The organism is Gordonia sp. 34D (assembly GCF_056682775.1).
This window is the reverse complement of the sequence record NZ_CM155293.1, coordinates 3,070,446-3,095,322: the sequence shown is the minus strand read 5'-3', so window position 1 is coordinate 3,095,322 and position 24,877 is coordinate 3,070,446. Positions and strand designations below refer to the sequence as shown.

Sequence of the window (24,877 nt, the reverse complement as noted above, 5' to 3'; positions counted from 1 at the left end):
AATTTATTAACAGATCCATCCACAGGTGTGGACAACTTTGTGGACAACTCGCGCGGAGAGCCTCGTTCGTGGCACTCTCAATCACTGAAAGCATCCGATCGACCGCACTAAAGGGGGGCACGTGGCCGGGGACCGAGACTCGTTCAGCGACGTATGGAAGGCCGTAGTCGCGGACCTCTCGAACGGGACTGGACCGTCAGACGTCGAATCTCTCACGCACCAGCAAAAAGCCTGGCTATCGCTGGTTCGCCCGTTGACGATGACCGAAGGTTTCGCGCTTCTCGCCGTACCGTCGTCGGTCGTCCAGGAGCAGATTGAACGCAACTTGCGCGAGGCCGTGCGGATTACGTTGAGTCGGCATTTGGGTCATAACGTCGACATCGCCGTTCGTGTGGACGAAGCTGCCGCTGGCGGGTCGATGACTGTCGATGAACCGAATGATTTTGTGGATACCCATCCACACCCTTCAGCCCCAACTGCAACAAGCATCACATCTTCGGGCTCACTTTCTGGGTCGCCGTACACCGGGAGCGGCATGCAGTCGGATGAGATTCCGACCCCGACCTACCCCGCAAGCCCCGCTATCCCCTCCGATGAGCAGCTCGCCGCTCTGACCTATCAGCAGTCGCAGCGCCGGCCCGTCGAACCGCGTGAGTGGTCGACCTACTTTGAACAGCGCGAGACCACGGCCCCTGACAACGGGACTACCTCGCTGCATCCCAAGTACACCTTCGACACCTTCGTTATCGGCGCATCCAACCGCTTTGCACACGCCTCGGCCGTCGCCGTCGCCGAGAACCCGGCCCGCGCCTACAACCCGATGTTCATCTGGGGTGAATCCGGACTCGGCAAGACGCATCTCCTGCACGCCGCAGGGCACTACGCCCAACGACTGTTCCCCGGCATGCGCGTGAAGTACGTCTCGACCGAAGAGTTCACGAACGACTTCATCAACTCGCTGCGCGATGACCGTCGCGTCGCCTTCAAGCGCCGCTACCGCGACATCGACATGCTCCTGATCGACGACATCCAGTTCCTCGAGGGTAAAGAAGGTATCCAGGAGGAGTTCTTCCATACCTTCAATACGCTGCACAACGCGAACAAGCAGATCGTCGTCTCGTCGGACCGCCCGCCGAAACAGCTCGCGACGCTGGAAGATCGTCTCCGCACTCGCTTCGAGTGGGGGCTGATCACCGACGTGCAGCCACCCGACCTGGAGACTCGCATCGCGATCCTTCGGAAGAAGGCGCAGATGGATCGGCTCGCTGCACCAGATGACGTGCTGGAACTCATCGCATCGAAAATCGAACGCAATATTCGTGAGCTCGAAGGTGCCTTGATCCGCGTCACCGCGTTCGCCTCGCTCAACAACACCGAACTCGATACCGGCCTGGCCGAGGTCGTCCTGAAAGCCCTAATCCCGGATTCGGGACCGATGGATATCAGTGCGGCGAGCATCGTCGCCCAGACATCTGACTTCTACGATCTGCCGGTCGAGGACCTGACCGGTCCGAGCAAGGTCCGCGCGTTGACGTTGCCGCGCCAGATCGCGATGTACCTGTGCCGCGAGCTGACCGACCTATCGCTGCCGAAGATTGGTGAGACGTTCGATCGCGACCACACCACGGTGATGCACGCGGACAAGAAGATCCGCAAGCAAATGCATGAGAACCGCAACATCTACGACCAAGTGCAGGAACTGACCGCGCGCATCAAACAGCGAGCGAACCGCTAGCCGGGCCGTCAGCTTCAACTCCGACGCAATAACCCTCAAGGGTGGCCGCAGACTCAAAAGAGTTTGTGGCCACCTTTTTTGATCGCTCAACCCAACTTTGACCGCGTGCGTGCGAGGTAAAGGCCCAGGACAACGTCTACGGCAAGCCTGTGGACATCATGGTGACAACGGGGCAAATTCTGGGGACAACACTGGGATGGCTGTTGATCGTCTCAGTTGCTCCACAGCCGAGACGATCCATCCACCGATCTCATCCACTGGTCCTGCACAACGGGCCGAGCATCCTGACCTGCAGAAAGAATCAGTTGTCCACAGAACTCACAGGACCTATTACTAAGAAGATTTATTCTTTAAAGAACATCTTTTAAAAGAAGGTGTGTGGATACACACCCTGCCGAACCGCTCGCGCCATCGCGCTCGCGGCCGCCTGCGCTTCGCAACCATCGGATCTGGCCCGAGTTGTCCAAAGAATCGCTGCGCGCTCTACAGTGGGATTCGGCGAGCAACCATCGCCGGACCCGTTGCACGCCGTAACGGACCTGGCACGTCGAGAAGGGGTTACACCACCGATGAAGTTTCGTGTCGTGCGCGACGAATTCGCTGATTCCGTCGCGTGGGTTGCTCGCAGCCTGCCCTCACGTCCTCCGGTGCCGGTTCTCGGGTGCGTGGTTCTGACCGCAGACGACGCTGGCCTCCAGGTCGCAGGCTTCGATTACGAAGTCTCAACCCTTCAGGTGATTTCCGCCGAGGTGGCCGAAAGTGGCAAGGCTTTGGTCTCCGGGCGTCTGCTCGCTGAAATTACGAAGTCGCTGCCCAACAAGCCGGTCGATGTCACCATCGACGGTGCGCGCGTCGCTATCAGCTGTGGCAGCGCTAAATTCTCGCTCCCGACGATGCCTGTCGAGGACTACCCGGAATTGCCAGCGATCCCGGAAAACACCGGTTCTGTTCCGGCAAACCTGTTCTCCGAAGCAGTTGCCCAGGTGGCACTCGCTGCTGGTCGTGACGACACACTGCCCATGCTGACCGGTGTCCGCGTTGAGATCGAGGGCGACAAAGTGGTCCTCGCTGCGACCGACCGTTTCCGCCTTGCGGTTCGTGAAATGCAGTGGTTGCCAACAGATCCCAGTGCATCCGGTGCCGCTTTGGTGCCCGCGAAGACGCTCTCCGAAGCAGCTAAATCGGCCGGTGCCGACGGGACCGGAAATGTGGACTTGGCCTTCGGTGCCGTGCACGCGATCGGTTCCGAAGGCATGCTCGGAATCACGAACGGTGCCAAGAAAACCACCACGCGCCTGCTCGACGCCGAGTTTCCCAAGTTTCGCCAGCTGTTCCCGGCCAATCACAGCTCGATCGCCATTGTTGAAAGCGCTCCGCTGATCGAAGCGATTAAGCGCGTTTCGCTCGTCGCCGAGCGGGGTGCCCAGGTGCGCCTCGATTTCAGCAGCGACTCGGTTCTCTTGACGGCCGGAGGCGACGAAGCGGGCAAGGCCGAAGAAGAGTTGCCGGTGCAGTTCTACGGCGAATCGATCCTTATCGCGTTCAACCCGCACTACCTGCTCGACGGCTTGGCTGCGATCGGCACCGATACTGTCGAATTCGGTTTCACCAATCCGGAACCGGATGGCTCCGGCCAGCGTCGTGCGGCAATCCGCCCGGCGGTGCTCCGACCGTCGACCGGAGAAGAACCGCAAACCGACGAGAGCGGTGCCTTCGCCGCGGCCGTCAGCGACTTCAGCTACCTGCTGATGCCGGTTCGTCTACCTGGCTGACCTGCGCCTAAAGTGACTTAATCGCTTTCTCGCCAAAGGAGTCGCAATGCAGCTCGGTCTCGTGGGTCTCGGCAAAATGGGTGCCAACATGCGCACCCGCATCGTCGCCGCAGGTCACGAAGTGGTCGGCTACGACCCCCGGCCCGAGGTGTCCGACGTCGCCAGCTTGGAAGCGATGGTCGACGCACTGAGCACACCTCGAGTGGTGTGGCTGATGGTGCCAGCCGGTGACATCACCCGCGACTCGGTGGCTGCGCTCGCCGATCTGCTGGACTCCGGCGACATCGTCATCGACGGTGGTAACTCCCACTTTTCGGATGACCGTCCACATGCGGACCTCTTGGCAGCTCAGGGAATCGGCTACCTGGATTGCGGAGTTTCCGGCGGCGTGTGGGGGTTGGAGAACGGCTACGGCTTGATGGTTGGCGGCGCAGACTCCGATGTTGCGATCGCCATGCCCATCTTCGACGCTCTGCGACCGCCGGGCGAACGCGCCGACGGCTTTGTTCACGTTGGTCCCGTCGGCGCAGGTCACTACGCAAAAATGGTCCATAACGGTGTCGAGTACGGGCTGATGCACGCCTACGCCGAAGGTTACGAACTGCTGCAGGCTGAACCGCTGATCGAAGACGTCACCGGCACACTACGGGCCTGGACTCAGGGGACAGTCGTGCGGTCGTGGCTGCTGGAACTGCTGGTCCGCGCGCTGGAAGAAGACCCGGGTCTGGCCGACATCTCCGACTACACGACCGATTCCGGTGAAGGTCGTTGGACTGTGGAGGAGGCGATTCGGCATGCGGTGCCGGCGAATGTTATTTCCGCGGCGCTCTTCGCACGGTTCGCCTCCCGCCAAGAAGCCTCACCGGCATTGAAGGCAGTGTCGGCGCTTCGGAATCAGTTCGGCGGTCACGCGGTCGTCGACAACTCGGGTAAGTCCGTCGGCGAGACGGCAACTCCGGCACCCTAGCCCGCCGTGTTTGTTCGCCAACTTGCGTTGCACGACTTCCGTTCGTGGCCGCACGCCGAATTCACCCTGACTCCGGGTACCACGATTTTTGTGGGCCGCAACGGATTCGGGAAGACCAACCTTTTGGAATCGCTCTTCTACGTGGCGACCCTGCGCAGTCATCGCGTGTCATCGGATGCGCCGCTGGTCAGGAGTGGTGCCGATGCTGCCCGCATTACCGCGACCGTGGAGAACGATGGTCGCGAATTGACCGTTGACCTGACAATTCCGTCGCAGGGGGCCAACAAGGCTGCGATCAACACGCGACCGGTGCGCCGCACCAGAGAAGTCCTTGGCATCCTTCGCGCGGTGCTGTTTGCACCCGAGGATCTTTCGCTTGTTCGCGGCGATCCGGGGGAGCGACGACGCTTCATCGACGAACTCGTCGCTCAGTTGCGGCCGATGGCCGCTGGCGCAAAAGCCGACTACGACCGCGTGCTCCGGCAGCGAACCGCACTCTTGAAAACTGCCGGTGCGGCGCTGCGGCGCGGCGGCGATCAGGCCGAGTCCGTGCTCAGCACCCTTGATGTGTGGGACAGCCAGCTGGCTGAATTGGGCGCGCAGGTCACCGCCTCGCGCCTGGCGTTGGTCCGGCAGCTCGCCCCGTTCGTGAGCGATTCGTATGCGTCAATCGCACCGCATTCGCGTCCGGCGTTTATTGAATACCGGTCCGCCGCTGGCGAGGAGATCGACAAAAGTCCAGGTGGAGACGACGAGATCGACGTGATCCGCGAGGTTATCGCCGCGCGCCTCATCGAGGTTCGATCGAAGGAGATCGACCGCGGGATGTGTCTGGTGGGCCCCCACCGAGACGACCTCTTCCTCGGACTCGGAGACGAGCCGGCTAAAGGCTTTGCCAGTCATGGCGAAAGTTGGTCTTTCGCCCTCTCGTTGCGACTGGCGAGCGTCGGTCTACTCCGAGACGATGGCGTGGAACCGATCATCATGCTCGACGACGTGTTCGCCGAACTCGATGTCGCCCGTCGAAACATGCTCGCCGAGTTCACCGCCGACGCCGATCAATTGCTGATCACGGCCGCCGTCGCCGACGACATTCCTGAGTCCATCGTCGGCCGACGAATTTCTGTCGGAGTCTCGGAGCAAGATGGCGTCAGGAAGTCGGTCGTGATCGGTGACGAGAGGATCGGGGACAAGAAGATCGGGGACAAGAAAATGGGGGAGCCCGCTACCGACGAGGCACTGGGGCAGGGGAGTCAGCACAATGCCTGAGGAAAACCCGTCAGAGGCCATGTCCGGCTACGACCTCGCGCGCGCCGCATTGGAAGAGGCCAAGGCGGTCGCCAAAGCGCAGGGTAAGTCCGTCGGCATGGGGCGTGCCGCGCCGCTGCGGAAAAAGCGTCGCAGCGAAGACCGGTCGCGTCGTCGCTGGTCGGGGTCGGGACCGGATGCTCGAGATCCACAACCGTTCGGCAGCATGGTCGGCAAAGTCGTCAAGCAGCACGGCTGGGAGCCGCGCATTTCTGAAGGCACCCTGTTCGGAATGTGGCCGTCGATTGTCGGCGAAGACATCGCCTCGCACGCTGAGCCAACCCAATTGCAGGGGACGGTTCTGCACGTGAGTGCCGAATCTACCGCCTGGGCCACCCAACTTCGGTACATGCAGAGCTCCATTTTGGCGAAGATTGCCAAGGTCATCGGGCATGGAATGGTTACCAGTTTGCGCATCACGGGGCCCCAAGCACCGTCGTGGCGGAAGGGGCCGCGCCACATTTCCGGCCGTGGCCCGCGCGATACCTACGGCTAATCGAGCGGCGTGTGGCCGATTTCGTCGCGTGAGCGAGAAAACTAGCCAAACGCATGATCGGTCCCACCGGAGGCGAAATTCGTCGTTCTCCGTCCCTTTTAGGGCGTGGTAAGCGACGTTGTGAGTTCCCTACCCAGTACACTGAACGGTAACTGTCCTCTACCAGAATGGGAGTTGACCCTCCGTGACAGACACCAGCGGCAACGCACCTAAAAAGTCAGGCAAATCGAAGCCAGCCGAATACGGTGCCGATTCGATCAGCATTCTCGAGGGTCTGGAAGCAGTTCGTAAGCGTCCCGGCATGTACATCGGTTCCACCGGTGAACGAGGACTGCATCACCTGATCTGGGAAGTCGTCGATAACTCTGTCGATGAGGCAATGGCCGGCTACGCCACCCGCGTCGACGTCACCCTGTTGGCAGACGGCGGCATCGAGGTCGTCGACGACGGCCGAGGCATGCCGGTCGGCATGCACGCCACCGGTGTACCGGCCGTCGAGGTCATCATGACCCAGCTGCACGCCGGCGGTAAGTTCGACTCGGACTCGTACGCGGTTTCCGGTGGCCTGCACGGAGTCGGTATTTCCGTCGTCAACGCGCTCTCGACCAAGGTCGAACTCGTCATCGACCGCAACGGCAGCGAATGGTTCCAGAAGTACGACTACGCGAAGCCCGGCCCGCTGTCGGAGGTGGGTCCCAGTGACCGCACGGGTACGACAGTCCGTTTCTGGTCGGACCCGGAAATCTTCGAGACCGTCGAATACAACATCGAGACGATCGCGCGTCGCCTGCAGGAAATGGCCTTCCTGAATAAGGGCCTGACCATCACGCTGACTGACGAACGCATCCAGGAAGCTGATCTCGAAGCCGAGGTCGAAGGCGCGGAAGACGACGCCTCGATCCGGTCTGAGGAAGAGATCAAGAAGGCCGTCGCCAAGGTCAAGACCCGGACGTATCACTACCCGGACGGTCTCGTCGACTACATCAAGCACCTGAACTCGCGTGCCAAGTCGCCGATTCACAAGACGGTCATCGGATTCACTGCGAAGGGCACCGGCCACGAGGTCGAGATCGCGATGCAGTGGAATGAGGGTTATGCCGAGTCCGTGCACACCTTCGCCAACACGATCAACACCGCCGAGGGTGGCACCCACGAAGAAGGCTTCCGCGCTGCTTTGACCAGCACCGTCAACCGCTATGCGCTCGATAAGAAGCTGCTCAAGGAGAAGGACGGCAAGCTTTCCGGTGACGATATCCGCGAAGGGTTGGCAGCGGTCATCTCGGTGAAGGTCGCCGACCCGCAGTTCGAGGGGCAGACCAAGACCAAGCTCGGAAACACTGAGGTCAAGAGCTTCGTGCAGAAGGCATGCAACGAGCACTTGGCGATGTGGTTCGACGCCAACCCGGCCGAAGCGAAGACCATCATTCGCAAGGCCGCCGACTCGCAGCAGGCACGTTTGGCCGCCCGTCGCGCTCGTGAACTGGTGCGTCGCAAGACGGCAACCGACATCGGTGGCCTGCCAGGCAAGCTCGCCGACTGCCGCTCTAACGATCCGGTCAAGTGCGAGGTCTACATCGTGGAGGGCGACTCGGCAGGCGGCTCCGCCAAATCGGGCCGAGACTCCATGTACCAGGCGATCTTGCCGCTGCGAGGCAAGATCATCAACGTCGAGAAGGCACGTATTGACCGCGTGCTGAAGAACGCCGAAGTTCAGTCGATCATCACGGCGTTCGGTACCGGTATCCACGACGAGTTCGACATCAGCAAGCTGCGATACCACAAGATCGTGCTCATGGCCGACGCCGACGTCGACGGTCAGCACATTGCCACGCTGCTGCTCACGCTGCTGTTCCGCTTCATGCGGCCGCTGATTGAGCAGGGGCACGTTTTCATGGCTATGCCGCCGCTGTACAAGCTCAAGTGGCAGAAGGGTGCCGAGCCCGAGTTCGCCTACAGCGACCGTGAGCGCGATGTTCTGCTGCAGGCGGGCAAGGACGCAGGCAAGAAGATCAACATGGATGACGGCATCCAGCGTTACAAGGGCCTCGGCGAGATGAACGCCAGCGAACTGTGGGAAACCACCATGGATCCGGACGTGCGCATCCTCAAGCAGGTCACCCTCGACGACGCCGCCGGTGCCGACGAACTTTTCTCGATCCTGATGGGCGAAGACGTGCCTGCACGTCGTTCGTTTATCGCGCGCAATGCCAAGGACGTTCGTTTCCTCGACGTGTAATTCCGGCCAAGCCAGCTGCGGCGTGTGCCGCAAGACCCTTCAGATTTCGCGGCATCGCCGCAGGAAGTGATTCATGAGCGACGAAACTGATCTGCCAGATGAGAACACTGATGGCGATCGCATCGAGCCTGTAGATCTCGGGCAGGAGATGCAGAACAGCTACATCGACTACGCGATGAGCGTGATCGTCGGACGTGCGCTGCCGGAGGTTCGCGATGGCCTCAAGCCGGTGCACCGTCGTCTGCTGTACGCATCGTTCGACGCCGGATTCCGTCCCGAGCGCGGCTATGTGAAGTCTGCGCGCCCGGTCTCGGAGACCATGGGTAATTACCACCCCCACGGCGATTCCTCGATTTACGATGCGCTGGTTCGCTTGGCGCAGCCGTGGTCGATGCGATACCCGCTGGTCGATGGCCAGGGTAACTTCGGTTCCCGCGGTAATGACGGCGCAGCCGCCATGCGTTACACCGAAGCCCGCCTGACGCCGATGGCGATGGAAATGCTCCGGGATATCACCGAAGAGACCGTCGACTTTGTTCCGAACTACGACGGCAAGGCGCAGGAGCCGACGGTCCTACCGGCGCGCATCCCCAACCTGCTGATCAATGGTTCCAGCGGTATTGCCGTTGGTATGGCGACGAACATTCCGCCGCACAATCTCGGTGAGGTCGCCGACGCGGTGTTCTGGGCATTGGAGAACCCGGATGCCGACCAGGAAACCACCCTCGCCGCCTGCATGGAAGCGGTGAAGGGCCCGGACTTCCCGACGGCCGCGCTGATTGTTGGCAGCCAGGGTATTCGCGACGCCTACATGACCGGTCGCGGCAGCATCCGCATGCGCAGTGTCGTGGAAATCGAAGAGGTCAAGGGCACCACGCAGCTTGTCGTCACGGAACTCCCGTTCCAGGTGAACCCCGACAACCTGATCTCGTCGATCGCCGAGCAGGTCAACGACGGTCGCCTCAAGGGCATCAGCAAGATCGAAGACCAGTCGTCCGACCGAGTCGGCCTGAGAATTGTGGTGACGCTGCGTCGCGACGGCGTGGCTCGCGTGGTGCTGAATAACCTCTACAAGCACAGCCAGCTGCAGACCAACTTCGGCGCCAACATGCTGTCGATCGTCGACGGTGTGCCGCGCACCCTGCGCCTGGATCAGATGATCCGCTACTACGTGGCGCACCAGATCGAGGTCATCGTGCGCCGGACGCGCTACCGGTTGCGCAAGGCGGAAGAGCGCGCGCACATTCTGCGCGGTTTGGTGAAGGCGCTCGACGCGCTTGACGAAGTGATTGCCCTGATCCGCGGGTCGGCGACCGTCGACATCGCCCGTACCGGGTTGATGGACCTGCTCGACGTCGACGAGCTTCAGGCCGACGCGATTCTGGCGATGCAGCTGCGCCGACTGGCCGCCCTGGAACGTCAGAAGATCGTTGACGAACTGGAAGAAATTGAAGTCCAGATCGCTGACTACAACGACATCTTGAACAGCCCGGAGCGCCAGCGTTCGATTGTGCGCGACGAGCTGAAGGAAGTTGTCGACAAGTTTGGCGACGATCGTCGTACCCGGATCATCCCCGCCGAGGGCGATGTCACCGACGAAGATCTCATCGCCCGCGAAAACGTAGTCGTGACCATCACCGAAACCGGCTACGCCAAGCGCACCAAGACCGACCTGTACCGCAGCCAAAAGCGCGGCGGCAAGGGTGTGCAGGGGGCCGGATTGAAGCAGGACGACATCGTCGCCCACTTCTTCGTATCCAGTACGCACGACTGGTTGCTGTTCTTCACAACCAAGGGCCGCGTGTACCGCGCCAAGGCGTACGAGCTTCCCGAAGCGAACCGCACCGCACGCGGCCAGCACGTCGCGAACCTGTTGGCCTTCCAGCCAGAAGAGCGGATCGCGCAGGTCATCCGCATTTCCGGTTACGAGGATGCGCCGTACCTGGTGCTCGCAACGCGCAACGGTCTGGTCAAAAAGTCGCGTCTGGACGCCTTCGACTCCAACCGTGCCGGTGGCATCGCCGCGATCAACCTTCGCGGCGACGATGAGCTTGTCGGTGCTCGCCTCTGCTCGGCCGAGGACGATCTGCTGCTGGTGTCGAAGAAGGGTCAGTCGATCCGCTTCACCGCCGACGACGAGACATTGCGCCCCATGGGACGTCAGACCTCGGGCGTGCAGGGTATGCGTTTCAATCAGGACGACGAGCTGCTCAGCCTGACGGTGGTGCGCCCCGACACCTTCCTGATCGTCGCGACGTCGGGCGGCTACGCCAAGCGGACCGACATCGAGGAGTACTCGGCTCAGGGCCGCGGCGGGAAGGGCGTGCTGACCATTCAGCACGACCCGAAGCGCGGCGATCTCGTCGGTGCACTCGTCGTCGATCTCGACAGTGAGATCTACGCGATCACGTCCGGTGGCGGTGTTATTCGCACCAAGGCCAAGCAGGTCCGCAAGGCCGGTCGTCAGACCAAGGGCGTGCGCCTGATGAATCTGTCGGATGGCGACGAGCTGATCGCGATCGCACGTAACGCAGATGAGCCCGATGAGGACGAGATTGATGTCGTGGAGGGCGACATTGTCGATGACAATGTTGATGGCGACGAGGGCGCGGCTGACGAGAAGTAGGTCGACCAACAGTTAGAGTTGGCCAGTATCCGTTCAGTGAGGAATTGCCTGTGAGCACACCGAAGCAGCCGGACGACAAGAATGTCGAACGCGGGACCGTGGTCCCGCCGTGGAAACGGTCGGAAAAATCGGCCGCGACCGGGCTGACTGCTGGCGAAATGGCTAAGGCCGCCGGCGTGTTGAATGAAGAACGCGCCGGTGGTCCGCCACCCCGCGGTGTGGTTTCGGGTGACCCGAACAGGTCAGATTCGTCGATGGGGACCGAATCCGATTCGCGGCCAACGACTGCCCCGACAACCAAAATGGCGGCTCAGAAACCCACTGGGCCATCATCACCGCCGTCGGGTCCCATACCTGTCCAGAAGCCTGTGTCGCCGGTAAAGCCGGAGCCCACAGCTAAGCCTGAAGCTGTCGCCCCGCCGGTACCGGTCTCACCGCCGCTACCGATGGCCAAACCCGCACAGTTCGTGGAGTCCGACACGCGCAACATTCCGCGCGAGCAACTCGCGAAGAAGGACCAACTGCCCGACCTGGACTCGATCCACCACACCGAGCAGGCGAGGGAACAAGCAGCGGCGCGTGCGTCGAGCCAAACCATCCCTGCCCGATCGGTGGGAGTGCCGTTGCGGGCGGCCGTTCAAATCCGACGCGTGGACCCCTGGTCGGTGTTCAAGGTCGTCGGCGTGCTGTCGATTGTCGGCTTCTTCGTCTGGATGATTGCCGTTGCAATTCTGTACGGCGTACTGGGTGGCATGGGCATCTGGGATCAGATCAATTCCTCGTTCGGCACCATCGTGAACGGCGACGGCAGCACCAGCGGGCAGGACTTGATCAGCGGCGGCCAAGTGTTCATGTTTAGCGCACTCTTCGGGGTTGTCGCCGCAGTGCTCCTGACAGCCCTCACCACCATCTCGGCTTACGTTTACAACGTCTGTGCTGATATGGTTGGCGGCGTCGAGGTTACTCTCGCTGATCTCGATTAAGGGCTTCTGACCAGCCGTTTTGTAGATGCTGCAGAGTTCGGGTAATCTTCAATTTCGGTTCAGGGCCTATAGCTCAGGCGGTTAGAGCGCTTCGCTGATAACGAAGAGGTCGGAGGTTCAAGTCCTCCTAGGCCCACCAAAATTTCATAACCGGTAACCCGGTCTCGGGGCCTTAGCTCAGTTGGTAGAGCGCTGCCTTTGCAAGGCAGATGTCAGGAGTTCGAATCTCCTAGGCTCCACAAGTTGCAGAACCCGGTAGGCGAGAGATCGCCTACCGGGTTCTGTTGTAGCGCCAGCAATATCGGTCCCCAACTCGGTAAAGGAATCAGCAATCGTGAACACCCCAATCCGCATCGGCATCGTCGGCTACGGGAATCTTGGCCGAGGAGTTGAGACCGCGATCGGCCTCAACCCGGACATGACGTTGGTTGGTGTGTTCACTCGCCGCGATCCCGCGAGCGTCGAAACCGTCGGCGACCAGACTTCGGTGTTCCCGATGGCAGACCTCGACCGCGACCGCGACGACATCGACGTCCTCATTCTGTGTGGCGGCTCGCGCAGCGACCTCCCGGAGCAGAGCCCGGCTCAGGCGGCCCGATGCTCCATCGTCGACAGCTACGACAATCACGCACGCATCCCCGAGCACTTTGCAGCGGTCGACGCCGCAGCAAAGGCCGCGGGCACCACCGCCATCATCTCGACAGGCTGGGATCCGGGCCTGTTCTCGCTGAATCGAGTCTTCGGCGAAGCGATCGTCCCGCAAGGCAACACCTACACCTTCTGGGGCCGCGGCCTCAGCCAGGGCCACTCGGACGCCGTGCGTCGTGTCCCCGGCGTCGCGGCGGGCGTGCAGTACACGCTGCCGTCGGAGCCAGCGATCGAGCGTGTCCGGGCCGGGGAGAACCCCGAGCTCTCGACCCGCGAACGACACACCCGCGAATGCTTCGTGGTCCTCGAAGACGGCGCCGACGCCGACGCCGTACGCACGGCGATCGTCACCATGCCCGACTACTTCGAGCCCTACGACACCACCGTCAACTTCATTTCCGCCGAGGAACTCGCCCGGGACCACCGGGGCATGCCGCACGGGGGCTTCGTGATTCGTAGCGGCACCACCTCCCAAGGCGCCAAGCAAGTCATCGAATACAGCCTGACCCTCGACTCCAATCCGGAGTTCACCGCCAGCGTGCTGGTGGCGTATGCGCGCGCCGCCGCCCGAATGAACCAGTCCGGCCAGGTGGGTGCCAAGACCGTCTACGACGTCGCTCCCGGATTGCTGTCGCCGCTCTCGGCAGAAGAACTACGCGCCGGCTACCTGTAGCGAGACTGCTGCCGCCTGTGACAGGAGGCACCGGGACCAAGGTCCTCGACTTCCCGCGGGATCCATCCGGCGCACCGAAAGTCTGGAAGCGTTGCCGGTGAGAACGTATTCGGAAGGATGAGGCAGATGACGAGTAATTCACCGGTGTCAGTGGCGGTAGACGGATCGGGTCACGCACTCGAAGCCGTGCGCTGGGCGGCAAAAGCGGCGCAGCGGTTCGGCCGACAGCTAGACGTGGTCACCGTGCTTTCGTCGGCCTCGCCCGCGTTTGGGCGGCTGTCGATGCAGTCGGACAAGACGGCGTTGGCTGCAGCGCGAGAGGCGGCGGAGGCGACGGCTTCGGCCGCCGAAGAGCTCGCTCTGAGCGTCGCGGACGTGACGGTCACCAAGCGGGTCGTCGAAGGTAAGCCGAGCCTGGTGCTGCGCGACGTGTCGACGCGCTCGCATCTGCTGGTCCTCGGTCGCCGCGGCCTGGGCGGTGTGCGCGGGCTGCTGCTGGGGTCGGTGAGTACTGATCTGGCGGCGCACTCCGAGTGCCCCGTCGTCGTGGTATCGACAGGCGCGTTCAGTGACAGCGGACCCGTGGTTGTCGGGGTCGACGGTTCGGTGGACTCGACCGGGGCCTTGGATCAGGCGTTCGCCGCGGCAGCATCGATGAAAGCTCCGCTGCGGGTGGTTCATTCCTTCGGTGGTTTCACCGACGAGGTAGTCCAGGGCTACTCCGGACAGATTCTGGAGAATCTACGGGTCAACGCCCAGGTCGTGATCGAATCCCAGGTGGCCGACGCCGCCGAGAGTCACCCAGAGGTGGCGGTCGACATCGATCTCACCACTGATGCACCGGCGGAGTACATCAGCGGACTGTCCGAGACGGCACGACTGATCGTGGTCGGCACGCGGGGACACGGTGGCTTCCGCGGCCTCGCGCTGGGCTCCACCAGCCAGGCCATTCTGCACGTGGCGCAGTGCCCGGTGATGGTGGTCCAGAACCACTGATCCTCCCGATTCGCGAAACGCCCGCAACGCGAAATACTTGCAACGCTAAGGAGCGCAACGCCGTCACGGCGTTGCGCTCCTTCGCATTTGTGCTGTTGACCTACGACTACGCGCCGTACCCGAGAAGCGATTTCACCTCAAGGAACTCGTCGAAGGCGTAATCACCCCACTCGCGGCCGTTGCCACTTCGCTTATAGCCGCCGAACGGGACAGCCGGGTCGGGCCCCGCGGAATTCAGGGCCACGGAACCGGCACGAAGCTTGGAACCGATTCGACGGACCTCTTCGATGTCCTCACCGGAGACGTAACCAGCCAGGCCGTACTCGGTGTCATTGCCGATCTTGATGGCCTCATCGACCGAGTCGTAGCCAATCACCACCAGCACGGGACCGAAAACCTCGGTCTGTGCGATCTCCATGTCGTTGGTGACATTGGTGAACACCGTGGGACGCACGTAGTAGCCAGCGTCGAGACCCTCGGGACGGCCCGGACCACCCACGATGGGATTTGCCCCGTCGGCGATAGCGCGCTCGATGAGGCCCTGAATCTTGGTGAACTGGGGTTCGGAGACCACCGGTCCGAGCGTAACTCGGGTGGTCGGATCGCCGACGGTGATAGCCGATGCCGCTTCGGTGGCCGCCGCCGTCACTTCGTCGAGCCGGTGCGATGGCACGATCATGCGACTGGGTGCGTTGCACGACTGTCCCGAGTTCACCATCATCGATGCCACACCCGCGGCGACGTTAGCGGCGAGGGAATCGTCGTCGAGCAGGATATTGGGGCTCTTGCCACCCAATTCCTGTGCGACACGTTTGACGGTCGGCGCGGCGCTCTTGGCAACCTCGATGCCAGCGCGGGTGGAGCCGGTGAACGAGATCAGGTCGATGTCCGGGTGCGACGACAGGGCCGCGCCGACGCCGGGGCCATCACCGTTGATGAGGTTGAACACCCCGGCGGGAACGCCAGCGGAGTCGAAAATTTCCGCGACAATGGCCGCCGAGAACGGGGCTACCTCACTCGGCTTGAGGACCATGGTGCAGCCGGTGGCGAGAGCGGGTGCCACCTTGCACATCACCTGGTTCAGCGGCCAATTCCAGGGGGTAATGAAACCGCAGACGCCAATCGGCTCCTTGACGACACGTGACGAACCGCGGTCTTCGGAGAAGGAGAACGTCTTGAGGGCTTCAGCAGCAGTAGCCAGGTGCGCCATGCCGATGGGGACCTGTGCCGCGGCGGAAAGCCCCGCTGGGGCACCCATCTCCTCGGTGACTGCGGCGGCAAGCTCCGGAGCCCGCCTCTGGTACTCGGCGAGGATTGCGCCGATGAGGGCAATGCGGTCATCGACGCTTGAGGTGGACCAGCCTTCAAATGCGTGGCGCGCGGCAATGACCGCGGCGTCGACGTCGGCGGCGGAGCCGAGCGCGACTGTGCCTGCGACCTGTTCATTCGCTGGGTTGATGACGTCGAGCATGGTGGGCGTGCCCACGGGATCGACCCACTGTCCATTGATGTAAAACTTCGTCAAGTCCGTCATTGGCCAACTCACTTCTGTCGATGCGTGGCGATCGAGGACAGCGCCAAATGCAGGCGATGTTGATCGCTCGGGACGTGGCTCCCGCTGGGCGGAACACCCTGCCTGTGACAGTACCTGCGTCTGACATGGTGTGAGAGAAATCTCTCGTCACTGAAGTCTCGGAAGGACCACTACATTGGCTGAACCAACTCGTACCGAGGGGCCAACACCTGTCGAGGGGAGCGGTGTCCGGCCCATCCCGGTCGCGCAGATCGACGAATGGGCCGATGAGGCCGACGTGGTTGTTGCTGGCTTCGGCGTGGCTGGTGCAGCCGCGGCGGTCGGCGCGGCCCAAGCGGGAGCCGACGTCCTGGTGCTTGAGCGGACCGGCGGGTGGGGCGGTGCGGCTGCGATGGCGGGCGGCTTCATCTATATGGGCGGCGGTACGCCGCTGCAGCAAGCCTGCGGTTTCGACGACACCGTCGATGCCATGAAGGCGTTCATGAAGGCGGCGTTGGGGCCGGGCACCGATGAGGCGAAGATCGACGCCTACTGCGAAGGAAGCGTCGCTCACTACCACTGGCTGACCGACGAATGCGGTGTGCCGTTCAAAATGAGCTTTTGGGGCGAGCCGGGCTGGGAACCGCCATACGACGACGGCCTGCAGTACACCGGTGGCGAGAACGCCGCGCCCTTCCACGACACCATTCCAGCGGCCCCGCGCGGGCACGTGCCGCAGATGCAAGACAAGCACACCAGTTCCGAACGTGGCGGCGGATACATGCTGATGAAGCCCTTGACCGATACTGCGGCACGGCTCGGTGTGCGGTCGGCGTACGACATGCGCGTGCAATCCCTCATCGTCGACGGTGAGCGCGTCGTCGGAGTGCTTGCGAAACAGTTTGGGAAGCTGGTTGCCGTGCGCGCCAAGCGGGGCGTAGTCCTGGCCACCGGCAGCTTCGCCTACAACAACACCATGTTGGAGGCGTACGCGCCGAAGATGGTGAACCGGCCCGCGGCGTCGATCGAGGAGCACGACGGTCGTGCCATACAGATGGCGCAGGCGATCGGCGCGGATCTGGCGCACATGGACGCAGCCGAAGTGGCGTACTTCTGCGACCCGCAGTTGTTCATTCGCGGGATTCTGGTGAACGGGCGCGGCCAACGCTTCATTAACGAAGACACATACCCGGGACGGATTGGGCAGGCAGCCCTGTACGAGAACGCGGCGCAGAGCTACCTGATCATTGACGAGGCCGCGTACGAGGAAGGCCTCACGCGACCGACCTCGACCCCGATGCTGCGGCACCGTCCGAAATGGGTGGCCGAAACGGTGGAAGAACTCGAATCGGAGATGGGCCTGCCCGAAGGTGCCCTGGTCGGGACGGTGGATTTGTACAACCGGCATGCCGAGCGTGGTGCCGATCCAATGTTTGGGAAGAAGCAAGAGTGGGTCAAACCGATCGGCTCGCCGGTTGCGGCGATCGACCTGCGGGGCATGGTCGGTGGCTTCACCTTGGGTGGGCTGCGCACCGGCGTCGACGGCGAGGTGATGCACGTTTCGGGTGAGCCGATCGCCGGTCTCTACGCGGCTGGCCGGTGCACATCGGGTGTGTGTGCGGGTGGCTACGCCTCCGGTGCTTCGCTCGGTGACGGAAGCTTCTTTGGGCGGCGCGCTGGCCAGGCCGCGGCCCGCAAGTGAAGGGCTTCATTCCCGAGTAGTACTGGCCGATTAGTCCGAACCCGGTGTCCTTCGAACGGTGTCGCCCTAGTGTCGAGTTCGGAGTGGTGGAGTGTGGACACAAGTGGTCGGGACCGGAGGGCGACATGGTGAAGCCGGGGCAGATTGGACGCGGCGCGATGGCCGCTTTGACGGTCATCGCGTGCGCGTTGACCGGTGTCGTAGGTGCAGGTCCGAGTACCGCCGCACCGGTGAATGCACCGGGCGCAGTGATCGGGGTGTTTGACCGTCCCGCGGGGTGGCGCGGCCTCGAGAACGGACGGTCGTTCGACTACTGGACCCGCGACGGGCAAGGCAAGGCCGTACCGACGAGTGGTGCGCTCTTTGTACCGACGGGCACCGCACCCAAAGGCGGGTGGCCGGTTGTCGCCTACGACCATGGCACCTCCGGCTACGGCACCGGTTGCGGGGGCGAGAGCGCCCCGGATGCGGCACCGAACGAATTTATTACGCGACTGGTGAGGTCGGGGTACGCGGTGGCCGCCACCGACTATGTGGGATTGGGTCGATTCAATACTGGGGTTCACCCGTATCTGAATACGAGCAGTGAAGCGACCGCCACCATCGACGCGGTGCGGGCCGCTCGGACAATTGAGCCGACGTTGTCCAAACGGTGGGCTGTGATGGGACCGTCGCAGGGCGGGCAGGCTGCACTGGCAACCGGACATCGGCAGGCATACGAGCACCTGGGCCTCGACTTCCGCGGCACCGTCGCCGTCGACCCGGAATCGGATGTCGAGAAGTTGATGCCGTTCCTTGGCCCGTACATTCCAGCGATTCCTGCGCCGTTGAACAAGACCTACGGCTTCTTGCTCGCCACTTTGGCTGGGCTCCGCCAGACGGACCCGCAGGCGCAGGTCAATAGCTATTTGACGCCGTTGGGCCGAAAGTTGGTCGACGGTGTCGGCAACGGTACGTGCGGTGCTCCCAACGATCCAACGATGGCCTTCGGTGATGTCTTCACGAAACCACTCGGTGTTGGCCCACTGCCGGCGCGACTCAACAGATACATGGCGGTCCCGGTCACCGGCTACGACGCACCAATCCTGCTGCTGCTCAACGCCCGCGATGTCACCGTGCCATCGCCGCTGCACGCCAAGTTGGTGGCCGACTTCGCGCTAAACCGGGTGGACTATCGGGTGGTGCTGGGGCAGGGTTCCCACACCGAAATGAACGCTGAACAGTGGGCGGCCTTTGACGCCTTCTTTGCCCGGGCGTTTAGGTAAACGGTGAATAGCGAGAGCGGTTAGATCAAAATCCACAGGTAGGCGAGCAAACCGAGCACGACGAACGCGACCCACAGCCAGCCGATGATGATGGCGGCGGTGGCGAACTCCCGTCCCAACTGGCCCTTACTGGCGTCGATTATGCGGCGGGTGCGGTAACCGAGCCAGATTCCGACTGGTGAGAGCAAGCCGATTGCCGAGAGGAAGAATGCGACCACGGCGGTCCAATTCATTTCGCCGTCGACGGGGCGGGCTGCGGTGGACGATGCGGTCACCGGCTTTTCTTCCTTCTTAGCGGCGGGAGTAACGGCTGGTTTCGAGACCGGTTTGGGAGCAACCGGTGCCGCGGGGGTAGAAATCGGCTTCTGCTCATCGTGCACGGCAGAGTACGCCAGCGTCCTGTCCGGTTCTGGCTTGGTCACTGATACGCCGGGAGCCGGCGAACCACTCCGCTGCGGGTTCGGTGTGGGCCGGTTGGGCATCGGGCGGTTAGCGGCAGGCTGCTGCGGGCCCGGGTTGCCTTGCGGGGGACGATTCGGCCCGGGTGCTACCGGGTTCGGGGCGCCCGGTGCGGGGCGTTGGGCCGGATGAGGGCCACTCGCAGGTCGCCCCGGATTGGGACGCCCAGGGGAATTCGAGACCGGCGGCATCGAAGCGGGGGGATTCGCGCCAGCTGGCGGTCGGCCGGTTGGTGCCGACGCTGACCTTTCCCACGGAGCGGCAGGTCGGCCCGGTTGCTGCGCGGGGCGCGGCGCACCCTGGCTCGGGGTGCCGCTGGGGCTCTGGCTGCGCGGATCGTCGGAAGTCACTTCTACAAATTACCTGTTGGCGATCAACTGGCGCTGTTGCCGCGCACGTCTTCGATGCGCGGCACGGTCGCAGACACCGGCGGATGCTCGGTTCGCGAGCGTCGCAGGACCATCACAATTGCGGTGACGAGGACGGCCAACATCGACGCGAGAACGACCAAGATTTTGTTCGGCATCATTCCAGCGTGCCAGGTGGCACCCCCACATCGCCACCGACAAACACGCGCTGGCTGGCCGGTGACGCCGCCGTCGTCGGCAAGATCATGGTTTCATGGAGGGTGTGAGCGAGCAGAAGAAGACCGCGACCCTGCACACCAATCGCGGCGACATCGTCATTGAACTCTTCCCAAACCATGCGCCTGTCACCGTCGAGAACTTCGTCGGCCTGGCCGAAGGCACCAAGGATTACTCGACCAAGAATGCAAAGGGCGAGTCGAGTGGCCCGTTCTACGACGGCGCCGTGTTCCACCGCGTCATCGACGGCTTCATGCTGCAGGGCGGCGACCCGACCGGCACCGGCCGCGGCGGCCCCGGCTACCAGTTCAAGGACGAGTTCCACCCGGAACTCCAGTTCGACCGTCCTTACCTGTTGGCCATGGCAAACGCCGGCCCCGGCACCAACGGTTCGCAGTTCTTCATCACCGTTGGCCCCACCCCGCACCTGAACCGTCGCCACACCATTTTTGGTGAGGTCAAGGATCCGGCTTCGCAGGCAGTCGTCGACGCCATCGGCAAGACGGCAACCGACCGCAGCGACCGTCCGCTCGAAGAAGTTGTTATCGAGAGCGTCGAGCTCAGCTGACCTTGAACCAAACCTGTTACCGGCATCCCGACCGCCCGACCGCGCTGTCTTGCACGCGCTGCGGGCGGTCGGCTTGTCCGGAGTGCTTGCGTCCGGCCGCGGTTGGCCAGCACTGCGTCGACTGTGTGAATGAGGGCCGTTCGGAGACTCGCGTAAACGCGAAGGCCCCAACCCTCAACACCGGTGCCGCACACCGCGTCCCCTACGTCACCTACGGTCTGATCGCCGTTAACGTCGCCATCTTCGTCCTGTGCGTGCTGCAGGCGGGCAGCGTCAGCAATTTGCAGGCTTCGACGATCATGCGCGAGGGTGCATTGGTCAGCGGCGCCGGTTTCGAAAACGAATACTGGCGACTGGTGACCTCCGGTTTCCTGCACTGGTCAGTGATTCACGTCGCCGTCAACATGCTGTCGTTGTACTTCGTCGGTGCCGACCTCGAGCGGGTTTTCGGTTCGGCGCGCTACCTTGCCGTGTACATGGTTGGTTTGCTCGGTGGCAGCGCCGCGGTGATGGCTTTCCAGACCGGCCCCACCCTGACCGCTGGAGCCTCCGGTGCCATCTACGGCTTGCTCGGGGCGCTCCTGGTGGTGGTCTTGCGCTTGAAACTGCCTGCGACAACGGTGATTGCCGTGATCGTCTTGAACGTGGTGATGTCGGTGAGCATCCCCGGCATCTCGCTGCTCGGGCACTTGGGTGGCTTGGTCTTCGGTGCCGCAAGCGCCATGGCGATCTTGTGGCTACCGATTAAGGTGTTGCCGCCAGAGAAGCAGACCTACCAGCGTGTGACGCGTATCGGCTGGTACGGACTGGCGGCGCTTGCCGTCATCGCCTTAATTATCGGCACTTCGTTCGCGGTTGAGGCCAGCATCGCCTAGGGCTCGCCGCAGCCGGCCATGATCAACCGGCTATTTCAACGGGAAGTCCCGCCAGCTGGAGTCGCTCGACGACGGCGGCGGGACTTTCGCCTAGATCCCAGCGCCCAAACACGAGAAGCCGATCGTCGTGCAGGTCGATCACCAGTTGGTCACTGCTTCCCACGATGCGTCGCGAGCGCAGGACGGAGATCCGCTCCACGTCGCCGACTCCCAGGGTCCGCTTGCCGCGAATCGTACTAACAACCAGCGTCGGGCCGTCGAGCAAGGCTAGCCGCGGGCGTCGCACCAGTGATACGACGCCAGCCACGATCAGCGCGATACTGGCAATACCGATAAACACCATTGCCGCGGGATCGGTGTACGACGCGGCAGCGGCCACCGCGAGCATGAGTCCAGCGCCAACGAGGGCGATCGCTCCGGGAAGCGGCGTCGCCCATTCTTTATGCACAGCTAAGTCATTTCTATCCACAGGACTTATCCACAGTGGGGATGAATTACACACATGTTGTTTCCGTCGTGTGGATAGCTCACCAGGGCTTTTCTTCCGAAGAGGATGTCAGCGCCAGCCCATAGTCATCAACAGGCCGACCACCATGAAGCCGAAACCAATCAACATATTCCAGGGACCGAGGTTGGTCATCCAGTCGAGGGCTGCGTACTTACTGGTCGATGCGCCGAGGTAGTAGACGATGAGCCAAACCAGGCCGAGCAGCATGAGGCCGAACATCACCGACTGGTACCAGATCCCCGACGGACCAGCCTTCACCTTCACCGGGGTGCGGCTGGCGGGGTTGATCGTGTAGTCGGTCTTCTTCCGGACTTTTGACTTAGGCATGCCTCTACGTTATCTGAGTCGATGCCCAGGTGGGGAACCCGTTAACCTGGAAGACGTGCGCATCCTCGTCATCGACAACTACGACAGCTTCGTCTACAACCTGGTTCAGTACCTGGGCCAACTGGGAGTCGAGGCGGTCGTCTGGCGCAACGACGACGAGAAACTCACCGATCTGGAGTCGGTGGTCGCAGAATTCGACGGTATCCTCCTGAGCCCCGGACCCGGCACGCCAGACCGTGCCGGAGCGACCGTCCCAATTGTGTCGGTTGCGGCCAAGGCAGGCACGCCATTGTTGGGCGTGTGCCTCGGGCACCAGGCAATCGGCGAGGCCTTCGGTGCCGATGTGGTCCGGGCACCGGAATTGCTACACGGCAAAACCTCACTCGTTAACCACGATGGCACGGGCGTACTGAGTGGACTACCGCAGCCATTCACGGCCACGCGATATCACTCGCTGACCATCGAGCCGGGTTCGGTGCCCGCCGAACTAGAAGTCACCGGGCGAACCGAATCCGGGATCATTATGTCGATGCGGCACCGGGATCTGCCGATCCACGGTGTGCAGTTCCACCCGGAGAGCGTCCTCACTGAAGGCGGTCACCGGATGCTCGCCAACTGGCTCCGCGTGTGCGGCCTCGAAGTCCCAGAGCCGACGATCGCAGAACTCGAGTCGCAGATGGCTCGAGCCCTGGCGAACGACAACTGATACCGGGTTAGCCCGGAATCAGGCTGGCTCGACCCACGACCACCGACACCGACGCATTCTTTTTCAACCGGCTGCCAGCAGCTGGTGTTTGCGCCACGATCTTGCCGTCGTCCTTACTGGCGAGACCAACACCGCGTTCGCTTGAGTTCAGGGTGTTCGGCTGCCAGCCCGCGCTTTCCAGCGACTTCTGGGCGTCGTCGAGGGTCATGCCTTTGAGATCGGGAACGATAAACATGTTGCCGCGGGAAATCTGCACCTGAATCACGGAGCCCACTTCTACGGTGGTCCCCGGGTTAGGTGAAGTACTGACAACTTGCCCGGCGGGAAGCTCAGAATCCACCTGGACCGGTGTCATCTCCAAGTTCAACTGCTCAAGTGCGGTACGGGCCGCATCCTGCGTCTGACCTTGCAGATCCGGGAGGGTCACCTCGCGTGGCCCGGTGCCGATGTACAAGATGACGGGCGCATTGACCGCGGCCGGAATTCCCACACGCGGGTTGGTACGAACTACCTTGCCCTTGAGGTTGGCGGTGGAATCGGTGTCTTGGGTGCGGACTTCGTCGAAGCCCAACACCTTCAGGGCGTCCTTCGCCTCCGTTGGAGTCTTACCGCGCAGGTCCGGGATTTCCGATCGCTGGGCACCGGACGAGATATAGAGCGTCACTTCCGAACCCTTGGGGGTCGGAACATCGTCGCCCGGCACCGACCTGGTCGCTAAGCCCGCTGCCATGTCGGAGCTGGGTTCCTCGACGCGCTTCACCGTGAATCCAGCTTGCTCGAGGTTGGCTTGGGCGGCGTCGGCGGTGAGGCCAGCAACAGTCGGCACAGCGATCATTGGCTCGGAACCCGACCACGGCGACCACGCGAAAAGGCCGACGAGCAGGAGCGCGATGGCAGCTATCGCGACCACCGCACGCGTCCGACGCTTACGGAAGGGTCCGCTTTCATCACCCTCGGATTCTTCCGTGTCGCCGACAATCGCGGAGATACGACGGCGACTAGGCAGCGACTCGTTACGGACAGTGAGCCGCGGCGACTCGATGAGCGCGGTCTGTTCTTCGTCGGTCAGCAACATGGGTGCTGACGGCTTACCGCCTGCGAGCACCTTGATGAGGTCGGCGCGGAACTCACCGGCGGTTTGGTAGCGGTTCGCCGGGTTTTTGCTCATCGCCATCATGATCACCGAATCGAGTTCGGGTGTGATCTCCGACCGGATCGACGACGGCCGTCGCGGATCTTCGTGAACGTGCTGGTGGGCGACGGCAATAGGCGAGTCACCGGTGAATGGGGGCTCGCCGGTGACCAGTTCAAATAGGACGCAGCCCATCGAATAGATGTCGCTGCGTGGGTCGACCTTGATACCGCGGGCCTGCTCGGGCGACAGGTACTGCGCCGTGCCCATGACAGCCGACGTCTGGGTCATGGTGGCAGAGGTGTCGTCCATTGCGCGGGCAATACCGAAGTCCATCACCTTGACCGCGCCGGTGTGATCGATCATCACGTTGGCAGGCTTCATGTCGCGGTGCACGATGGCGTTGCGGTGCGAAAAATCCATCGCGGCCGCGACGTCGGCCATCCACGTCATGGCCTGCTTCTGGCCGATATGTCCGGCGGCGCGGAGCAGATCGCGAAGGGTGTCGCCCTCCACGTACTCCATCACGATGAACGGGACCGGACCCTCGTCGGTTTCCGCTTCGCCAGTGTCGAAAACCTGCACGATGCTCGGATGGTTGAGCTTGGCGGCGTTCTGCGCTTCGCGTCGGAACCGAAGGTAGAACATGGGATCGCGTGCCAGGTCCGGGCGCAGCACTTTGATGGCGACGTCGCGATGGAGCAGCAGGTCGCGCGCAAACTGGACTTCGGACATGCCGCCGAAGCCCAGCGTCTCGCCGAGTTCGTACCGCTCCGAGAGGTAGTGGGGATCGTTCAT

21 protein-coding genes and 2 tRNA genes are annotated in these 24,877 nt (G+C 62.6%); 17 read left to right on the top strand and 6 right to left on the bottom strand.

From position 1 onward, the window contains the following. Positions 1-121 precede the first annotated feature (121 nt). The 12 genes from dnaA to AC1L34_RS14290 all read left to right on the top strand — a co-directional run bounded on the left by dnaA (position 122) and on the right by AC1L34_RS14290 (position 14,440). Complete coding sequence (gene dnaA, locus AC1L34_RS14345) at positions 122-1,735, top strand: chromosomal replication initiator protein DnaA (RefSeq protein ID WP_424323477.1); 1,614 nt, start codon at positions 122-124, stop codon at positions 1,733-1,735. A gap of 569 nt (positions 1,736-2,304) precedes the next feature. Then, the gene (dnaN, locus tag AC1L34_RS14340; protein ID WP_424297348.1) at positions 2,305-3,507 is read left to right on the top strand and encodes a DNA polymerase III subunit beta; all 1,203 of its coding nucleotides are present in this window, start codon (positions 2,305-2,307) and stop codon (positions 3,505-3,507) included. 46 nt (positions 3,508-3,553) lie between these two features. Beyond that, entirely contained in the window at positions 3,554-4,474 is a 921-nt protein-coding gene (gnd, locus tag AC1L34_RS14335; RefSeq protein ID WP_424297349.1) for a phosphogluconate dehydrogenase (NAD(+)-dependent, decarboxylating), read from the top strand. 6 nt (positions 4,475-4,480) lie between these two features. Then, positions 4,481-5,743, top strand: coding sequence for a DNA replication/repair protein RecF (gene recF / locus AC1L34_RS14330; RefSeq protein ID WP_424297351.1), 1,263 nt, complete (start codon positions 4,481-4,483; stop codon positions 5,741-5,743). Continuing rightward, a complete protein-coding gene (locus AC1L34_RS14325; RefSeq protein ID WP_424297353.1) occupies positions 5,736-6,278 on the top strand; it encodes a DUF721 family protein in 543 nt (180 codons plus the stop codon). The genes recF and AC1L34_RS14325 overlap by 8 nt, the downstream gene beginning before the upstream one ends. 184 nt (positions 6,279-6,462) lie before the next feature. Continuing rightward, a complete protein-coding gene (gyrB, locus tag AC1L34_RS14320; RefSeq protein ID WP_424297355.1) occupies positions 6,463-8,514 on the top strand; it encodes a DNA topoisomerase (ATP-hydrolyzing) subunit B in 2,052 nt (683 codons plus the stop codon). A 73-nt stretch (positions 8,515-8,587) separates the two neighbouring features. Then, positions 8,588-11,140 (top strand): DNA gyrase subunit A, encoded by a 2,553-nt coding sequence (gyrA, locus tag AC1L34_RS14315; protein WP_424297357.1) that lies wholly within the window; start codon positions 8,588-8,590, stop codon positions 11,138-11,140. 50 nt (positions 11,141-11,190) lie between these two features. After that, on the top strand, positions 11,191-12,123 hold the full coding sequence (locus AC1L34_RS14310; RefSeq protein WP_424297359.1) for a DUF3566 domain-containing protein: 933 nt from the start codon (positions 11,191-11,193) through the stop codon (positions 12,121-12,123). A gap of 62 nt (positions 12,124-12,185) precedes the next feature. After that, positions 12,186-12,262, top strand: a tRNA-Ile gene (locus AC1L34_RS14305). A gap of 27 nt (positions 12,263-12,289) precedes the next feature. Next, positions 12,290-12,362 (top strand) — tRNA-Ala (locus tag AC1L34_RS14300). A 95-nt stretch (positions 12,363-12,457) separates the two neighbouring features. Then, entirely contained in the window at positions 12,458-13,444 is a 987-nt protein-coding gene (locus AC1L34_RS14295; protein ID WP_424293655.1) for a diaminopimelate dehydrogenase, read from the top strand. Positions 13,445-13,570: 126 nt separating this feature from the next. After that, positions 13,571-14,440 (top strand): universal stress protein, encoded by an 870-nt coding sequence (locus AC1L34_RS14290; protein WP_480034855.1) that lies wholly within the window; start codon positions 13,571-13,573, stop codon positions 14,438-14,440. A 106-nt stretch (positions 14,441-14,546) separates the two neighbouring features. Here AC1L34_RS14290 and AC1L34_RS14285 read toward each other — a convergent pair whose 3' ends face one another. Next, a complete protein-coding gene (locus tag AC1L34_RS14285; RefSeq protein ID WP_424293501.1) occupies positions 14,547-15,974 on the bottom strand; it encodes an aldehyde dehydrogenase family protein in 1,428 nt (475 codons plus the stop codon). A gap of 235 nt (positions 15,975-16,209) precedes the next feature. On the opposite strand from AC1L34_RS14285, the gene AC1L34_RS14280 reads away from it, so the two are divergent. Both AC1L34_RS14280 and AC1L34_RS14275 read left to right on the top strand, forming a co-directional pair. Further along, positions 16,210-17,655, top strand: coding sequence for an FAD-dependent oxidoreductase (locus tag AC1L34_RS14280; protein WP_424322995.1), 1,446 nt, complete (start codon positions 16,210-16,212; stop codon positions 17,653-17,655). A 125-nt stretch (positions 17,656-17,780) separates the two neighbouring features. Next, positions 17,781-18,920 carry an alpha/beta hydrolase family protein gene (locus AC1L34_RS14275; RefSeq protein WP_480034854.1) on the top strand — a complete coding sequence of 380 codons (1,140 nt, stop codon included), beginning with the start codon at positions 17,781-17,783 and terminating at the stop codon, positions 18,918-18,920. 20 nt (positions 18,921-18,940) lie between these two features. On the opposite strand, the gene AC1L34_RS14270 is transcribed toward AC1L34_RS14275, so the two are convergent. Both AC1L34_RS14270 and AC1L34_RS14265 read right to left on the bottom strand, forming a co-directional pair. Further along, positions 18,941-19,342 (bottom strand): DUF4190 domain-containing protein, encoded by a 402-nt coding sequence (locus tag AC1L34_RS14270; protein ID WP_424293504.1) that lies wholly within the window; start codon positions 19,340-19,342, stop codon positions 18,941-18,943. A gap of 410 nt (positions 19,343-19,752) precedes the next feature. Continuing rightward, positions 19,753-19,905: a hypothetical protein gene (locus AC1L34_RS14265; RefSeq protein ID WP_424293505.1), complete on the bottom strand. Its 153-nt coding sequence runs from the start codon at positions 19,903-19,905 to the stop codon at positions 19,753-19,755. A 95-nt stretch (positions 19,906-20,000) separates the two neighbouring features. Between AC1L34_RS14265 and AC1L34_RS14260 the strand changes: the two genes are divergently transcribed. Next, positions 20,001-20,531, top strand: coding sequence for a peptidylprolyl isomerase (locus AC1L34_RS14260; protein WP_424293506.1), 531 nt, complete (start codon positions 20,001-20,003; stop codon positions 20,529-20,531). Positions 20,532-20,656: 125 nt separating this feature from the next. Continuing rightward, entirely contained in the window at positions 20,657-21,406 is a 750-nt protein-coding gene (locus AC1L34_RS14255) for a rhomboid family intramembrane serine protease (RefSeq protein WP_424293507.1), read from the top strand. A 22-nt stretch (positions 21,407-21,428) separates the two neighbouring features. Here the strand turns inward: AC1L34_RS14255 and AC1L34_RS14250 are convergent, their stop codons facing one another. Together AC1L34_RS14250 and crgA are read right to left on the bottom strand one after the other, a co-directional pair. Further along, positions 21,429-21,854, bottom strand: a complete 426-nt coding sequence (locus tag AC1L34_RS14250) for a PH domain-containing protein (RefSeq protein ID WP_424322985.1) — start codon at positions 21,852-21,854, stop codon at positions 21,429-21,431. Between the two features lie 108 nt (positions 21,855-21,962). Then, positions 21,963-22,241: a cell division protein CrgA gene (gene crgA / locus AC1L34_RS14245; RefSeq protein WP_424293509.1), complete on the bottom strand. Its 279-nt coding sequence runs from the start codon at positions 22,239-22,241 to the stop codon at positions 21,963-21,965. Positions 22,242-22,296: 55 nt separating this feature from the next. Between crgA and AC1L34_RS14240 the strand changes: the two genes are divergently transcribed. Further along, the gene (locus AC1L34_RS14240; RefSeq protein ID WP_424293510.1) at positions 22,297-22,947 is read left to right on the top strand and encodes an aminodeoxychorismate/anthranilate synthase component II; all 651 of its coding nucleotides are present in this window, start codon (positions 22,297-22,299) and stop codon (positions 22,945-22,947) included. Positions 22,948-22,954: 7 nt separating this feature from the next. On the opposite strand, the gene pknB is transcribed toward AC1L34_RS14240, so the two are convergent. Next, complete coding sequence (gene pknB, locus AC1L34_RS14235) at positions 22,955-24,877, bottom strand: Stk1 family PASTA domain-containing Ser/Thr kinase (protein WP_424293511.1); 1,923 nt, start codon at positions 24,875-24,877, stop codon at positions 22,955-22,957.

Coding starts and splice junctions, on each gene's coding strand:
- dnaN (WP_424297348.1), top strand. CDS start 2,305: ATGAAGTTTCGTGTCGTGCGCGACGAATTCGCTGATTCCGTCGCGTGG.
- gnd (WP_424297349.1), top strand. CDS start 3,554: ATGCAGCTCGGTCTCGTGGGTCTCGGCAAAATGGGTGCCAACATGCGC.
- AC1L34_RS14325 (WP_424297353.1), top strand. CDS start 5,736: ATGCCTGAGGAAAACCCGTCAGAGGCCATGTCCGGCTACGACCTCGCG.
- gyrA (WP_424297357.1), top strand. CDS start 8,588: ATGAGCGACGAAACTGATCTGCCAGATGAGAACACTGATGGCGATCGC.
- AC1L34_RS14290 (WP_480034855.1), top strand. CDS start 13,571: ATGACGAGTAATTCACCGGTGTCAGTGGCGGTAGACGGATCGGGTCAC.
- AC1L34_RS14285 (WP_424293501.1), bottom strand. CDS start 15,974: ATGACGGACTTGACGAAGTTTTACATCAATGGACAGTGGGTCGATCCC.
- AC1L34_RS14275 (WP_480034854.1), top strand. CDS start 17,781: ATGGTGAAGCCGGGGCAGATTGGACGCGGCGCGATGGCCGCTTTGACG.
- AC1L34_RS14265 (WP_424293505.1), bottom strand. CDS start 19,905: ATGCCGAACAAAATCTTGGTCGTTCTCGCGTCGATGTTGGCCGTCCTC.
- AC1L34_RS14260 (WP_424293506.1), top strand. CDS start 20,001: ATGGAGGGTGTGAGCGAGCAGAAGAAGACCGCGACCCTGCACACCAAT.
- crgA (WP_424293509.1), bottom strand. CDS start 22,241: ATGCCTAAGTCAAAAGTCCGGAAGAAGACCGACTACACGATCAACCCC.
- pknB (WP_424293511.1), bottom strand. CDS start 24,877: ATGAACGATCCCCACTACCTCTCGGAGCGGTACGAACTCGGCGAGACG.